This is a genomic window from Acinetobacter rudis (assembly GCF_031157835.1).
In the GTDB taxonomy this organism is placed as follows: domain Bacteria; phylum Pseudomonadota; class Gammaproteobacteria; order Pseudomonadales; family Moraxellaceae; genus Acinetobacter; species Acinetobacter rudis_A.
In genome coordinates, this window is record NZ_JAVIDR010000004.1 from 220,900 (window position 1) to 235,280 (window position 14,381).

Here is a 14,381-nt window from a genome sequence, read left to right on the forward strand (position 1 = left end):
TGGAAGATCTGATTTGATAATTAGGCGCTACCTATTTAAACAAGTAATGGCAACCACATTAGTGGTGGTGAGCTTGTTAACCTTAATCATATTGGGGGCTCGCTTAATCAAATACTTTGGTTTGGCGGCACAAGGCAACCTCGATGTCAGTATCTTGTTTAGCATTATTGGATTCCGTCTGCCTGAATTCCTGATCTTGATTCTTCCACTAGGTTTCTTTATTGCGTTAATGCTGGTTTTTGGTCGTTTATATGTTGACCATGAAATGGCTGTACTCAATGGTAGTGGTGTGAGTAAACACGGTTTAGCTCGCTTGTTAATCCCCACTGCAACGGCCTTTTTAATTGCGCATATGTTGTTGCTCATGTGGGTTTCACCTTGGGGTCTGCGTCAGTTCCATCAGTTGTATTCGACTCAGTCAGTACGTGCGGGATTTGATTTGGTTCGGCCACAAGAGTTCATTCAAGCGGGTAGTTACACTATTTATGCGGGTTCGTTATCACAAGATCGAAAGAATTTAAAAGATATATTTATTTATCAACGCGCTGATCGTGAGAATCGGCCAGATACCATGATTTTGGCTAAAGAAGCTACGCGTATAGAAACGTCTGATAGTGGTGCTAGCGTAGTCGATCTGATTCAAGGCCGTCGCTATGAGATTCAACCTGATACAGCAAAATATACCAAAACTGAATTTCAAACTTATCGAATTCGTATTCAAAGTGATAAAGAAGCCAGTTATAGCAGTAATGAAGTTGAAGGTTTAACAATGAGTGCGCTTTGGGAAGGGCGAGCTAACCCAGTGGTACTGAGCGAATTGGGCTGGCGGATATTTATGCCATTTTCAATGTTTGTTGCCCTGATTCTTACAGTTGGGCTCTCAGAAGTAACGCCTCGTCAAGGTCGCTATATTCGATTATTCCCAGCTATTTTAATTTTTGCCAGTATGGTTGTTTGTTTGATTGCAATCAAAACACGAATGAGCAAGGGGCAGGTCGGTGTTTGGGCTTATCCTGCAGTATTATTCGTCTATGCCATATTTGGTGCAATATTCTCTCGAAAACAAAAGTTTGCTCCTAAGATTAAAAAACGTATACAGCGTGCGAGGTCATAATGCAGTCGACTAAAATCTTAGCGCGCCATGTGACGCTGACAACATCTTTAACCATGCTAGGTACAACCTTAGTATTGGCATTTTTATTTGTTTTGTTTTCCTATGTAGGCGAGCTAAGCAATCTCAAAGAAGGTTATGGTGCTTTAGATGCACTCAAATTTGTTTTATGGGATGCACCATATAACTTTAACCGTATTTTACCTATTTCAGCATTGATTGGTGCTGTACTTGGTTTAGGAAGTATGGCCTCTAATAGTGAGTTAGTGGTTATGCGTGCAGCTGGGGTGAGTCTCTGGCGTATTGTTGGTTGGGTCATGCGTCCAGCTTTGGTTTTAGTACTATTGTCACTTATGGTTGTACAGTGGGTGTTACCTTACACTAAAGAAAAAGCCAGATTGACGAAAGATCGCCAAGCAGCCAGCGTATTAGGTGAAGTTCATGGTTATTGGATTCGTGAAGGACAGCGATTTATCTATATTGATTATGCCAATTCAGCAGGAAAATTGAGTCATGTCAAAGTCATTAACTTTGATGATGAATATCGTTTGAAATCCCTAATGAAAGCACAACAAGGCGAATTTCTAAAAGAGGGGCAATGGCAGCTCAATAGTAATCAGCAGCTTTCTATCCTCGATAGTGGTGCAGCACAATTACAGGCAATTCCACAGCATATGTTTAATCTAGCTTTACAGCCGAAATTTGTTCATATGGTCACTCAAGATCCTGATGATTTAGCACCAACAGAGTTGGTTGGTTTCATGAATTATATGCATGAGTACAGTCAAGTGCCTAAAACATATCAGTTGGCATTTTGGAAGAAAGTGGGTGCACCATTTTCATTGCTTGCTCTTACATTAATTGCCTGTTCATTTGTGTTTGGACCATTGCGTCAACAATCTATGGGCTTTCGTTTGGTGATTGCTTTATTTGTGGGGCTAGGCGTGTATTACTTACAAGATTTCGCAAGTTATGCAAGTCTAGTCTATTCCCCATCACCAGCTTGGTTTGTTTTTCTACCTATCGTTGTGATGTATATCGTTGGTGGTTACTTACTTTATCGTGCTAGATAAATCCTATATTGCTTTGCGACATTTATAGATGTAGCAAAGCGGATTACCCAATGTGTAATCCTCTATTAGAGTCTTGGTGGAAAATTCGCTAAGATACAGCTTTAAATATTGAAACAAAGAGTATGAATTATGACGGATGCATCTGTAGGCAAAACTCCTCATCTATTGGTCATTATGGATGGTGTAGGCCATCGTGAGGCAACGGAGGACAATGCTTTTCTTGCTGCAAAAACACCAAACTTAACAGCAATGAAAAATCAGCATCCGCATAGTCTAATCTCTGGTTCTGGTGAAGATGTGGGCTTGCCAGATGGGCAAATGGGTAACTCAGAAGTGGGGCATATGAATCTTGGTGCTGGCCGTGTGTTGTATCAAGACTTCACGCGTATTACCAAAGATATCCGCACGGGTGCTTTTTTTGAACATCAAGTTCTAATTAACGCAGTAGAACAGGCAAAAGCAAAAAATGCAGCTGTTCATGTTATGGGACTACTTTCTGAAGGTGGTGTGCATTCACATCAAGATCATATTATTGCCATGTGTGAATTGGCATTAAAACGTGGCGTACCTGTTTATTTGCATGCCTTTCTAGATGGTCGTGATACACCACCGAAAAGCGCTGAACCATCTTTAGAAAAATTAGATGCATTATTTGCGCAGTATCCAAATCAAGGTCGTATTGTGAGCCTGATTGGACGCTACTTTGCTATGGATCGAGATAATCGTTGGGATCGCGTAGAGCAAGCTTATCGCCTACTTACTGAGAGTGTTGCTGTACGTCAAGCGGCAACAGCTGTTGAAGGCCTTAATATGGCTTATGCGGCAGATGAGTCTGATGAATTTGTAAAAGCAACACAAATTGGTGAAGCTGTAGCGATTGAAGACAATGATAGCGTTGTGTTTATGAATTTCCGTGCTGACCGTGCACGAGAATTAAGTCGTGCATTTATTGAAACTGATTTTTCTGGTTTCGAGCGTAAGAAACAACCAAAATTATCTATGTTTGTTATGCTTACGCGTTATCAAGCAAGTTTAGATGCACCTGTTGCTTACATGCCTGAACCTTTGAAAAATTCTTTAGGTGAATATTTGTCTGATCTTGGGAAAACACAGCTACGTATTGCTGAGACAGAAAAATATGCACATGTCACATTCTTCTTTAGTGGTGGTCGTGAAGATGAATACCCTGGTGAAAAGCGTATTTTGATTCCTTCACCAAATGTTGCAACTTATGACATGAAACCTGAAATGAGTGCATATGAAGTAACAGATGCTTTGGTTGATGCAATTAATTCACGTGAATATGATTTGTTAGTAGTGAACTATGCCAATGGTGATATGGTTGGTCATACTGGGGTTTTTGATGCAGCTGTTAAAGCAGTTGAAGCTGTAGATACTTGCTTAGGACGCTTATATGAGGCAATCCAAGCAAATCAAGGACATATGCTGATTACTGCCGATCATGGTAATGTTGAACAAATGCAAGACTACATTAGTGGTCAGGTACATACTCAACATACTACCGAAGCTGTACCATTCATTTATGTTGGGCCAAAGGAAGCAACGATTGCTGACGGTGGTGTTTTGGCTGATGTCGCACCAACATTACTTAATTTGATGAAGCTTGATGTACCTGCTGAAATGAAAGGACGCAATCTGATTCAATTGAAGCAATAATTTAATATTAAAAACAATGGATCTAAACATGGCTAAAACTTGGAAATATATTGCTGTACTGGCAGGTGTGCTTGCAAGTAGTGGCCATGTTTGGGCACAGAGTGCTGATGCAAACGCTTCGGATTGGGGCCATGATGAGACCATCACCTCTGAGGTTCCAATCGAATCTATTGAGCAGTTTGTACAGATTTTTGGTGTGGTGAAAGAAAATTATGTGGTTGAAAAATCAGATGATGCACTATTTCTACAAGCCATTAAGGGATTGGTTGGCGGACTCGATCGATATTCACGCTATTTAATGGCAGAAGAATACAAAGATTTATTGAATTATACTGAGGCTGATATTGCCACTGTTGATTTTCAATTAAATCAGGATGTGCATACACATCAATGGAGCATTAAGAATTTAAAAACAGGTTCCGATGCAGATAAGCTAGGACTGAGTAATGGATTGGTCATTTATAAAATAGACAACCATGAGCTTAAAAACTTAAATTCAGCGCAAGTTGATGACTTGTTGCATGGTGCGATGGGATCTTCACTACAGCTGCAGGTGAGTGCAAAAAGTTCGGTGCTCAATATCATACGAACTAAAAAAATTGAGGTTGCAGATATTGAACCTGTGATGTTGAATAATCAGGTGTTAGTATTAAAAATAAAAGTATTTCAACAAGATACTGCAAATGAAGTCAAACGCCTCATTGATGAATATCCTTCTTCTCGCTTAAAAGCTATTTTGATTGATTTAAGAAATAACCCTGGTGGTCTTCTTTCTGCTGCTGTTGAAACAGCAGATTTATTTCTAGATCAGGGCGTCATTGTTTCGACTAAAAGTCGTTCTGAAGGCAATCAACAGTTTCAGGCGCTGCCAGGGAGCGATTTTCCAAAGATTAAACTGGGAATTTTAATTAATGGTCGCTCTGCCTCCGCTGCGGAAGTTTTTACAGCTGCATTAAAAGAACACAACCGTGCATGGGTAATGGGAGAGAAGAGCTACGGTAAAGGGGTGGTACAAAAGCTTTTTCCTCTAGCCAATGGTGCTGCTCTACAAATGACGGTCTCACATTACTTTACGCCAAATGGCAGTATGATTGATGGTAAAGGTATTCAGCCTAATCAAGAGTATGTTTGGCCAGTAGAGATGAAAGAAGAGACTTATTTAAATAATGTCGCAGAGCTTTTACTCAAACGTCGTTAGCAAAAAACTGTATTTGCTACGATACATAAAATTTTTATTTTGTTGATGGTGCATGGCTTCACCATGTACATAAGTCCATGATGATGATTTCTTTAGAAATTATGGACTTATGTTTTATATTTTACAGTTTAAAACACGATGAGTGATCGCTTAGGGTTTGATTAGACCAAAACGAATCGCTAAGTGGGTAAGTTTTACATCACTATCAATATTTAATTTTTCAAAAATACGGTAGCGATACGTATTGACTGTTTTGACACTGACAAAAAGTTTATCTGAAATTTCTTGCGCACTAATACAGTTGACGACCATCATTGCGACTTGCATTTCACGCTCTGACAGAGCATCAAATGGTGAGTTCTGTGTGTCTGATAAGTATGAACTAGCAAGTTGTTCAGCAATATCTGCACTGAAGTATTTACCCCCTTGCATGACTTTGTTAATTGCTCTTACCATTTCAGAGATTGGTGCTCCTTTAGTGATATAGCCTTTGGCACCTGCTTTCAGAAGTAAGGATGGGTAGGGTTCCTCCGCAAGACCACTGACAGCAAGCACTTTGGTGTCTGGTGCTGTTTGTAATAAACGGCGAGTCGTTTCTACACCACCAATACCTGGCATATTTACATCAAGGAGCACGACATGAGGATGGTGTATTCTAACCATTGCAATTGCATCTTCACCAGATTCCGCCTGGCCGATCACCTGAATATCAGTTTGATCTTCTAACATGCGGCAAATGCCAGTACGTACCAGCTCATGGTCATCGACAACAAGTACTGTAATCACATTTCCCCTCCTTTTTTTCCATAATTTGATGATTTTTGTTACATAACGAAAAATTGGCTTGCAATTAGACAACAAAATTAGCAATGCTTACACTTTCTATATGAAACAATTATGCTTAAACCCGTGAGTTCATCTTATTGCACCTAGTTGTGTTAATGTAAGTCATATTTGAGCTCAGAAGCAAGATTTATGAAAACCCAATGAGATGAGTAGGTTGCCGTGATAAAATCTAAAAAATTATTAAAACATGCACTGGGGATTTCCGTGCTTCTCGGTATGAGTTCTGCAAGTTTTGCTGATATTGTGATGAACTCTACTGGGAAAAGCGTATCCTCTGCCCAAAGTTGGTCTGCTGAAGATGCGAGTCGCCTCTTAGATGGAGACGTTTCTCCAAAAGGTTCTACGTCGGTAACCACAACTCTTCGTCAAGCAGGAACACCAAGTCCATCTGTAGCGCCATCGTCTACCACTGTTTATGATACAAGTAACTATAATAGCCAACCTTCTGTTGATGCACGTGCTGCTTTAGTTATGGATGCTCAAACAGGTGAGGTGCTTTATAGTAAAAACGTTAATGCCGCATTGCCTATGGCATCAATTACAAAATTGATGACAGCTGTTGTGACAGCTGATGCGCATTTAAATATGTCTGAAAACATTACCCTACAGCAAATTGATTTTGCAGGAGCTGGTGGTAAAAACTCAAGTTCAACCTTAAAGGTTGGCGATACAATGAATCGTGCTGAGATGTTACTCGTAGCATTGATGAAATCGGAAAACCCTGCAGCAGCAGCTTTAGCACGAACCTATCCAGGTGGTCGTGCGGCTTTCGTTTCGGCAATGAATGCGAAGGCACGTCAACTCGGAATGAACTCTACCCACTATACTGAGTCTACAGGTCTAGATCCTCGTAATGTTGCTTCTGCACGTGATTTAGGTATTTTGGTGAGTTCGGCTTATCAATATGGTCTTATTCGTCAGTTTTCAACAACAGCACAATATGACTTTGACTTAGGTTACCGTGTACTAAAATCTAATAATACCAATGCGCTTGTACGTAATGGTGGTTGGAATATTAATATTTCAAAAACGGGTTATATTAATGAAGCTGGTCGTTGTGTAGCTATGCATACCACAGTGAATTCTCGTCCAGCCGTTGTGGTATTAATGGGTGCTTCAACTTCGCAAGCACGTACCAATGATGCAACTAATCTTTTAAACTGGGTAAGTCGTTTACCAAAACGTATTTAAGATGGGTGTCTTTAAGCGTTAGATTGCTCAGGTAGATACTGGGCAAAAGACAAAAAAAACCTGCAATTTAAATTGCAGGTTTTTTGTTTTCAGACTCTGATTACTTGTCCATATTGGAAAGAATAGAGCTACGAACTTGTTCCATTGTTGCATCAATGCTGAGCATAACTGCATCTTCACATTGCTTGATTGCTGTGTCTGGGTCTTTTAAGCCATTACCAGTCAATGTACATACAATCATAGAACCTTCAGGAATTTTCCCTGATTTGATATCACGAATTGCACCGCCAAGACTTGCAGCTGAAGCCGGTTCACAGAATACGCCTTCATACATAGAGAGCATACGTTGAGCTTCTAAGATTTCAGCATCGGTGAGTTCATCAAACCAACCATTTGAATCACGTACAACAGCTTTAGCATGGTTCCAGCTTTGTGGGTTACCAATACGAATTGCAGTTGCAACAGTTTCAGGATTTTCAACTGGCGCACCACGTAAGAAAGGTGCAGCTCCAGATGCTTGGTAACCAACCATGATTGGACGTGGACTAGCAGCTTCAGAAGCAGTGAAAGCATCTGTTTGTGCATCGTAAACAACGCGTACAGTCGGGTCAGTTGCTGTTGCTTCGCTATAACCCATCCAGTGTGCAGTGATGTTACCCGCATTTCCTACAGGCAAGCAGTGGTAGTCTGGTGCACGACCAAGTGCTTCAACAATTTCGTATGCAATGGTTTTTTGACCTTGCAAACGGTAAGGGTTGATTGAGTTTACGATCGTTACAGGTGCTTGATCAGCAACTTCTTTAACTAAGCGCATACCGTCATCAAAGTTACCGCGGATTTGCATTGTGATTGCACCATACATCATGGCTTGTGCCATTTTACCCATCGCAATTTTGCCTTCAGGGATTAGTACAAATGCTTTAATTCCTGCACGAGCTGCATAAGCCGCTGCTGCTGCTGAGGTGTTTCCTGTAGATGCACAGATGATTGCTTTAGAGCCTTCTTCAACTGCTTTGGTTACAGCCATGGTCATGCCACGGTCTTTAAATGAACCTGTAGGGTTAAGACCTTCATACTTCACATAAATTTCAACATCTTTGCCGATAATGCCAGGGATATTATCCAGCTTGATGAGTGGCGTGTTGCCTTCATTTAAAGAGATAGCACGTGTAGTTGCAGAAACAGGTAAGCGATCACGATAGCGGTCTACAAGACCAGTATAACGATTGGCATTCGACATGATGGGTATTCCAGTGGAGTGTAAAGCTGGTGAGGGCATATGCCCTCAACCTGATTAGTTCTCAAGCAATTCTAAACGAATTCTGACGATTTCGCCATGAATTGCAGGTAATGCTTGAATTTGAGATAGCGCGTCATTCATTTTTGCTTCAACGACAGGGTCAGTCAAGATCACAATCGGGATAAGATCTTTTAAACGCGGTTGTTGCATGATGGCATCAATACCAATACCTGCACGGCTCAAAATCGTAGTGACATCTGCGAGCACACCAGTTTGGTCATCTGCATTGAGGCGGATGTAGTAGCCAGTGGTCATTTCTTCACTTGTGAGGATAGGTGTATCTGCCAAAGCTTCGAATGCAAGCTGTGGAATTGTTCCTGAACCATCTTCGGTATAGATAATATCACGAACAATATCAACAACATCAGCAACTACTGCAGATGCTGTAGGGCCTGCACCTGCACCTGCACCATAATACAATGTTGGGCCAACAGCATTGGATTGCACCAAAACTGCATTTTTAACACCATTAACGTTCGCAATGAGTTCTTCTTCAGGAATTAATGTCGGATGCACACGTAATTCAATGCCTTTTGCACTGCGACGAGCAATACCTAAATGCTTGATCCGATAACCTAGGTCTTCAGCATAAGAAACGTCTTGTGCTGTGATTTTGCTAATACCTTCGGTATACACTTTATCAAACTGTAATGGGATACCAAATGCACAAGAGGCTAATATAGTCAGTTTGTGTGCTGCATCAATACCTTCAACATCAAAAGTTGGGTCTGCTTCAGCATAGCCAAGTTCTTGAGCTTCTTTTAATACGTCTGCAAAAGGACGACCTTTTTCGCGCATTTCAGTCAGAATGAAGTTACCAGTACCATTGATAATGCCTGCCAACCATTCGATTTTGTTAGCAGCTAAGCCTTCACGGATGACTTTAATGATTGGAATACCACCTGCAACAGCGGCTTCATAGGCAATTTGTACATGATGGTCATCTGCTGCTTTAAACAGTTCATTACCATGTTCAGCAAGGAGGGCTTTATTGGCAGTAACAACTTGTTTACCGTGTTTAATTGCCTCCATGATGATTTCGTAAGCTGGGTGAATACCCCCCATGACTTCAACAACAACATCTACATCAGCCTGACGGACAATGTCTAAAAAGTCTGAGCTTTGTTTAATGCTTGGGTCTAAATTAAGATCAGGACGTGGACGTCGTGTACCTACATAGGTAATTTGAATTTCACGGCCAGTACGTCGACGAATTTCAATTGCATTTTCTTGCAGTAATTTAAGGGCCCCACCACCAACGGTGCCAAGACCGAGGATCGCCAAGCGAACTGGTTTCACGTCACACTCCATATATTGAAAATTGAACAATCGATCATAGCTAAAAAAAACAGCAGACTCTAGGGTGCAACATGCTTTTATTTGCGTCTAAACCAATTATTTTTCTAAACGTTTTAGAAGTTCATCGGCAGTCATATATGCACCAATGTGTTCACCTTCAGTGTTATAAATAGCTGGTGTGCCATTTACACCCATATTAAGACCCAATTGATATTGATCTCGGACTGGGTTTTTACACTGTGCTGGAGCAATGGCCTCACCCGCAACTGCTTTTTCAAAGGCGACTTGGCGGTTTGGACTACACCAGACACTCTCCATTGTAGGCATAAATTGTTCACCACGTGGCCATGCTATGTAACGAACCTCAATACCTTTATGATTCATTTCTGGGATATGGCTATGCAATTTGTGGCAGTACGGGCAACTGGCATCGGTAAAAATATAAACCACATGTTTGGCTTTCCCCTTAGCTGGATAAACCAAAAGATCTTCAATTTTTAGCGCATTTAATAATTTTTTGTTTTCCGCAGCTTGAATTTTATCACTGACATTGGTGATTTCTTTATCGCCTAAACGTAGGACATCACCTTGAATAAGAAATTTACCATCGCTGGTTGCATATACAGGACTCATACCATCAAGGTTAACCCAATATAAATTAGGAACCTCAGTTGGTTTAACCTCTTTAATTTTGGCATTGATGTTTGCTGTTTTAAAATGGGCTTCTAAAGTATTTATGAGACGTTTTTGTGCATTGCGCTCAGTAATGTTTGACGCCTCAGCAGTTGCTGGCGTAGTTGCAGTAAGTGTATCGTCTTTTTTGCTTTCAGCAGGCTTGCCACAAGCAGATAAAACTAAGGCTGATGCAAACGTGCAGGCGAGAAATATTCTGGAACGATTCAATAGCATGGACGACCTTTGATAAGAGTTAGCACAATTTTTGACTGCTAAGCATAGCAAAAAAAATGAAACCCGTTTATCAAAAGTTTATTACAGGATTTTCATTTACACGTTGTAGCTGAAGTAAAAACAGCGAGATAGGTGATTTTTCTTGCTTTAGGCACGTGGATGATGCTCGGCATGTAGTGTCTGTAGGCGGATTTGTGCGACATGAGTATAAATTTGAGTGGTGGAAAGGTCACTGTGGCCAAGTAACATTTGTACTACACGTAAATCAGCACCATGGTTCAAAAGATGAGTAGCAAAAGCATGTCGTAAAGTATGGGGGGAAAGTTGTGATTGGATACCTGCTTGTAACGCATAGCGTTTGATGGCATACCAAAAATTTTGTCGGCTCATAATGCCGCCATGTTGGGTAAGAAATAAATAATCACTACTACTTTTATAGAGCTGTGGTCGAGCTTCGTTTAAATATTTTTCAACCCATTCGCAGGCAAGTTGTCCCATAGGAACCAAACGTTCTTTATTGCCTTTCCCGACGATACGTAGATAACCTTGTTTTAAATTGAGTAGATCTAAACGTAATAACAAGAGTTCAGAGACACGAAGACCGCAGGCATAGAGCACTTCAAGCATAGCACGGTCACGTAAACCTAGTGCGGTATTCAGGTCAGGCGCTTGAATTAATGCTTCAACTTCTTGCTCAGAGAGGTCATGGGGGAGGGCTCGACCCATTTGAGGTGTTTTGTGCTGTCCCACTGGATTATCGAGACGAATTTTTTGTTCACGTAAAAACTTATAAAAAGCACGCAGTGCAGATAAATTGCGTGCAATTGAGCGTGGGCTTTTTCCTTGTTGCGTTAAAGCAATTAAAACATCTGAAATATCATCATGATTCCAGTCGATCATTGATGTTGAGATACATTCGCTACACAAAATTAAATCTGAAAGATAAGCATTACGCGTATGAGGGCTGACAGTCTGGGCAACCAAATAATCTCGAAAGCCTAAAAGATAACTTAAGTGTTCGGGAATGCTTACAGCTGTAGGGATACGCGGTTTTTTATTGATATGCATGGTCAGACCTTTAGATCCAGAGATCGAGTTCGGACTGTAGATTAAAATGTTGAAAAAGTCGAATTGTAGTCATAGCAAGGCATGCAGTCCACATGTTAACTGAGAACTATTATCAAATTAAATGGTAACTATTCTTGTTTATCAGTATACTACTTGGCAGTTAAAATCATTTCAGGGGACAATCGTGCGTTTGTCAGAATTGAAAGTAAAGCAGACTGCTACAGTCGTCAAAGTCAATCGGAATTCCGATGCAACGGGTCATCCAGATTTAATAGCAAGTCGACTTGAGACCTTGGGCTTTGTAGCAGGTACACGAGTGCAGATCATTACTAAAGGTATTTTTGGTGGTGATCCAATACTTGTCAAAGTTGGCTTTACTCAATTTGCATTACGCAAGGTTGAAGCTGAAAAAATTGAAATTAATCAATCAGAAGGGGTTTGACATGAGTGATGTTTTACGTGTTGCACTCGTGGGCAATCCAAACTGTGGTAAAACCTCTTTATTTAACCATCTTACTGGGACTCGTCAAAAAGTTGCAAACTATGCAGGTGTGACTGTTGAACGTAAGACTGGGCATTTCAGTTTGCCATCAGGGCAGGCGGTACGTGTTTTAGATTTACCTGGAACTTATAGTCTTAATGCGACGAGCCCAGATGAAGAAATTACACGTGATGTAGTACAAGGCAAAATTGTAGAAGAAGGCCATCAAGATGTTTTTATCTGTGTGGTTGATGCAACTAATTTAAAACTACATTTAGGGCTTGTGCTTGAAGTGATTGAGTTGGGTAAACCAATTTTAGTCGTCATGAACATGATGGATGAAGCACGTCGTCGTGGCATGCAAATCAATACCGAAAAACTATCACAACGTTTAGGTGTACCTATTGTTGAAACGGTGGCTGTACGTAATAACGGTATAGACACACTCAAAGCTGCACTTGATCAAGCCAAATATCATAAGGCAAAAACAGAACTGAGTGATATTGTGATGGGGGGAGAACCCTATCAAAAAGTTGATCAAGTCTTAAAAGATGTGATCAACTTTGTTGAAGAAGATGATAAACGTACAGCATTCTTGGACAAAATTTTTCTTCATCCTGTAGGTGGTTTACTTTGTCTTGCTATCATGATGTTTGTGGTTTTTCAGGCAGTCTTTGCTTGGGCAGAACCCTTTATGAATGCAATTGAAGGATTCTTTGCCTGGTTTGGGGAGGCAATAGGTGCTTATATCAGTCATCCATTACTACAAAGCCTAGTGGTTGATGGTGTCATTGCTGGTGCAGGCAGTGTTTTGGTCTTTATGCCGCAAATCCTTATTTTATTTTTCTTTATTTTAGTACTCGAAGAATCTGGTTATTTACCACGTGCTGCATTTTTGCTTGATAAACTTATGTTTAAGGCTGGTTTAAGTGGTCGAGCATTTATTCCTTTACTGTCAAGTTTTGCCTGTGCTGTTCCTGGCATTATGGCAACGCGTAGTATCAGCGATCCTCGTGATCGTTGGACCACAATTCTTGTTGCACCCTTAATGACATGTTCAGCACGATTACCTGTCTATGCTTTATTGATTGCAGCTTTTATTCCTGAACATCAAGTGTGGGGGATGTTTAACCTACAAGGTCTGGTGTTATTTGGATTATATATGGCAGGTATTATCAGCGCACTTCTGGTCTCATTAGTTGTAAAACTCTTTCATAAAGACCAATCACAACATGCATTATTGATGGAATTACCAAGTTACCAAATTCCAGATTTGATGAGCGTAGGAATTGGCTTGCTAGATCGCGCGAAGATTTTCTTAAAACGTGTTGGTGGAATTATCTTTGCGTTATCTATTTTACTTTGGTTTTTGTGTACTTTCCCTCAACCACCTGAAGGGGCAACTTTACCGAATATCGACTACAGTTTTGCTGGAATGCTAGGTCATATATTACAACCTATTTTTGCTCCAATTGGTTTTAATTGGCAGATTGTGATTGCTCTTATACCAGCAATGGCAGCACGTGAGGTTGTGGTCGCTGCACTCGGTACTGTGTATGCTTTATCTGGTACAGATGAAGATGCAATTGCACATGGACTTGCACAGCTCATTAGTGCAGATGGTACAGGTTGGTCTTTAGCTACAGGCTTATCTTTACTTGTTTGGTTTATCTATGCTCCACACTGTTTAGCTACATTAGCAACGATCCGTCGTGAGACAGGTTCAATGAAAACAGTCATTGGTATGCTCGTATACCTATTTGGTTTGGCTTATCTGATGTCATTTATTACTTACCAAGTAGTATTACATTTTTGGGGTTAATCGCTAACATACTTCAATGAGAGTTGAAAGGAGGTTGAAATGGTTGAGTATTTAATCATTACAGTTCTGGTGGTTTGGAGTGCTATTTTTGTATTTAAAAAGGTCTTTCCTAAATCGGCATATGCTGTACAGCAAGCGCTATTTGATAAGTTTGAGCAGCTCGGCTGGCATACTTTTGCCAAGTGGTTGAAACCCAAAATGGTTGCTGGTTGTGGCGGAAGTTGTGGTTGTGATACAGCAGCAGATACACCAAAACAAAGCAAAGAAACGCCTCAAGTCGTTAAATGGAAGTAGCCAAAAATATTATTGTTTAAAAAAAACCGCTTTTATGAACTGCACCCCGAAAGTTGGACATAAAACTCCAACTGATGAGGTGCATTCACATGGGACGGTATACGTTAAAATT

General features: G+C 40.6%; 13 protein-coding genes. 8 read left to right on the forward strand and 5 right to left on the reverse strand.

The window, feature by feature from the left end:
• The first annotated feature begins 13 nt into the window (after positions 1-13).
• The 4 genes from lptF (at position 14) to RFH42_RS06760 (ending at position 5,059) form a co-directional block, all read left to right on the forward strand.
• On the forward strand, positions 14-1,114 hold the full coding sequence (gene lptF, locus RFH42_RS06745; RefSeq protein ID WP_308974825.1) for an LPS export ABC transporter permease LptF: 1,101 nt from the start codon (positions 14-16) through the stop codon (positions 1,112-1,114).
• Complete coding sequence (gene lptG, locus RFH42_RS06750) at positions 1,114-2,184, forward strand: LPS export ABC transporter permease LptG (RefSeq protein WP_308974826.1); 1,071 nt, start codon at positions 1,114-1,116, stop codon at positions 2,182-2,184. Before lptF ends, lptG begins: the two co-directional genes overlap by 1 nt.
• A 129-nt stretch (positions 2,185-2,313) precedes the next feature.
• Positions 2,314-3,861: a 2,3-bisphosphoglycerate-independent phosphoglycerate mutase gene (gene gpmI, locus RFH42_RS06755; RefSeq protein ID WP_308974827.1), complete on the forward strand. Its 1,548-nt coding sequence runs from the start codon at positions 2,314-2,316 to the stop codon at positions 3,859-3,861.
• A 28-nt stretch (positions 3,862-3,889) separates the two neighbouring features.
• On the forward strand, positions 3,890-5,059 hold the full coding sequence (locus tag RFH42_RS06760; protein ID WP_308974828.1) for a S41 family peptidase: 1,170 nt from the start codon (positions 3,890-3,892) through the stop codon (positions 5,057-5,059).
• A gap of 150 nt (positions 5,060-5,209) precedes the next feature.
• On the opposite strand, the gene gacA is transcribed toward RFH42_RS06760, so the two are convergent.
• Positions 5,210-5,845 carry a response regulator transcription factor GacA gene (gene gacA / locus RFH42_RS06765; RefSeq protein WP_308974829.1) on the reverse strand — a complete coding sequence of 212 codons (636 nt, stop codon included), beginning with the start codon at positions 5,843-5,845 and terminating at the stop codon, positions 5,210-5,212.
• Between the two features lie 219 nt (positions 5,846-6,064).
• Here gacA and pbpG point away from each other — a divergent pair, with 219 nt between their 5' ends.
• Positions 6,065-7,096: a D-alanyl-D-alanine endopeptidase PBP7/8 gene (gene pbpG, locus RFH42_RS06770; protein WP_308974830.1), complete on the forward strand. Its 1,032-nt coding sequence runs from the start codon at positions 6,065-6,067 to the stop codon at positions 7,094-7,096.
• A 100-nt stretch (positions 7,097-7,196) separates the two neighbouring features.
• Here the strand turns inward: pbpG and thrC are convergent, their stop codons facing one another.
• From thrC to xerD, 4 genes are all read right to left on the reverse strand, one after another.
• Positions 7,197-8,336: a threonine synthase gene (gene thrC / locus RFH42_RS06775; protein WP_308974831.1), complete on the reverse strand. Its 1,140-nt coding sequence runs from the start codon at positions 8,334-8,336 to the stop codon at positions 7,197-7,199.
• 54 nt (positions 8,337-8,390) lie between these two features.
• A complete protein-coding gene (locus tag RFH42_RS06780) occupies positions 8,391-9,695 on the reverse strand; it encodes a homoserine dehydrogenase (protein ID WP_308974832.1) in 1,305 nt (434 codons plus the stop codon).
• A 96-nt stretch (positions 9,696-9,791) separates the two neighbouring features.
• Positions 9,792-10,604 (reverse strand): DsbC family protein, encoded by an 813-nt coding sequence (locus RFH42_RS06785; RefSeq protein ID WP_308974833.1) that lies wholly within the window; start codon positions 10,602-10,604, stop codon positions 9,792-9,794.
• Positions 10,605-10,751: 147 nt separating this feature from the next.
• On the reverse strand, positions 10,752-11,672 hold the full coding sequence (xerD, locus tag RFH42_RS06790; protein ID WP_308974834.1) for a site-specific tyrosine recombinase XerD: 921 nt from the start codon (positions 11,670-11,672) through the stop codon (positions 10,752-10,754).
• A 184-nt stretch (positions 11,673-11,856) separates the two neighbouring features.
• Here xerD and RFH42_RS06795 point away from each other — a divergent pair, with 184 nt between their 5' ends.
• The 3 genes from RFH42_RS06795 to RFH42_RS06805 are packed head-to-tail and all read left to right on the forward strand — an operon-like array spanning position 11,857 to position 14,269.
• Positions 11,857-12,114 carry a FeoA family protein gene (locus tag RFH42_RS06795; protein ID WP_308974835.1) on the forward strand — a complete coding sequence of 86 codons (258 nt, stop codon included), beginning with the start codon at positions 11,857-11,859 and terminating at the stop codon, positions 12,112-12,114.
• Position 12,115: 1 nt separating this feature from the next.
• Positions 12,116-13,975, forward strand: a complete 1,860-nt coding sequence (gene feoB / locus RFH42_RS06800; protein ID WP_308974836.1) for a ferrous iron transporter B — start codon at positions 12,116-12,118, stop codon at positions 13,973-13,975.
• 39 nt (positions 13,976-14,014) lie between these two features.
• Entirely contained in the window at positions 14,015-14,269 is a 255-nt protein-coding gene (locus RFH42_RS06805; RefSeq protein WP_308974837.1) for a DUF6587 family protein, read from the forward strand.
• Positions 14,270-14,381: the final 112 nt, after the last annotated feature.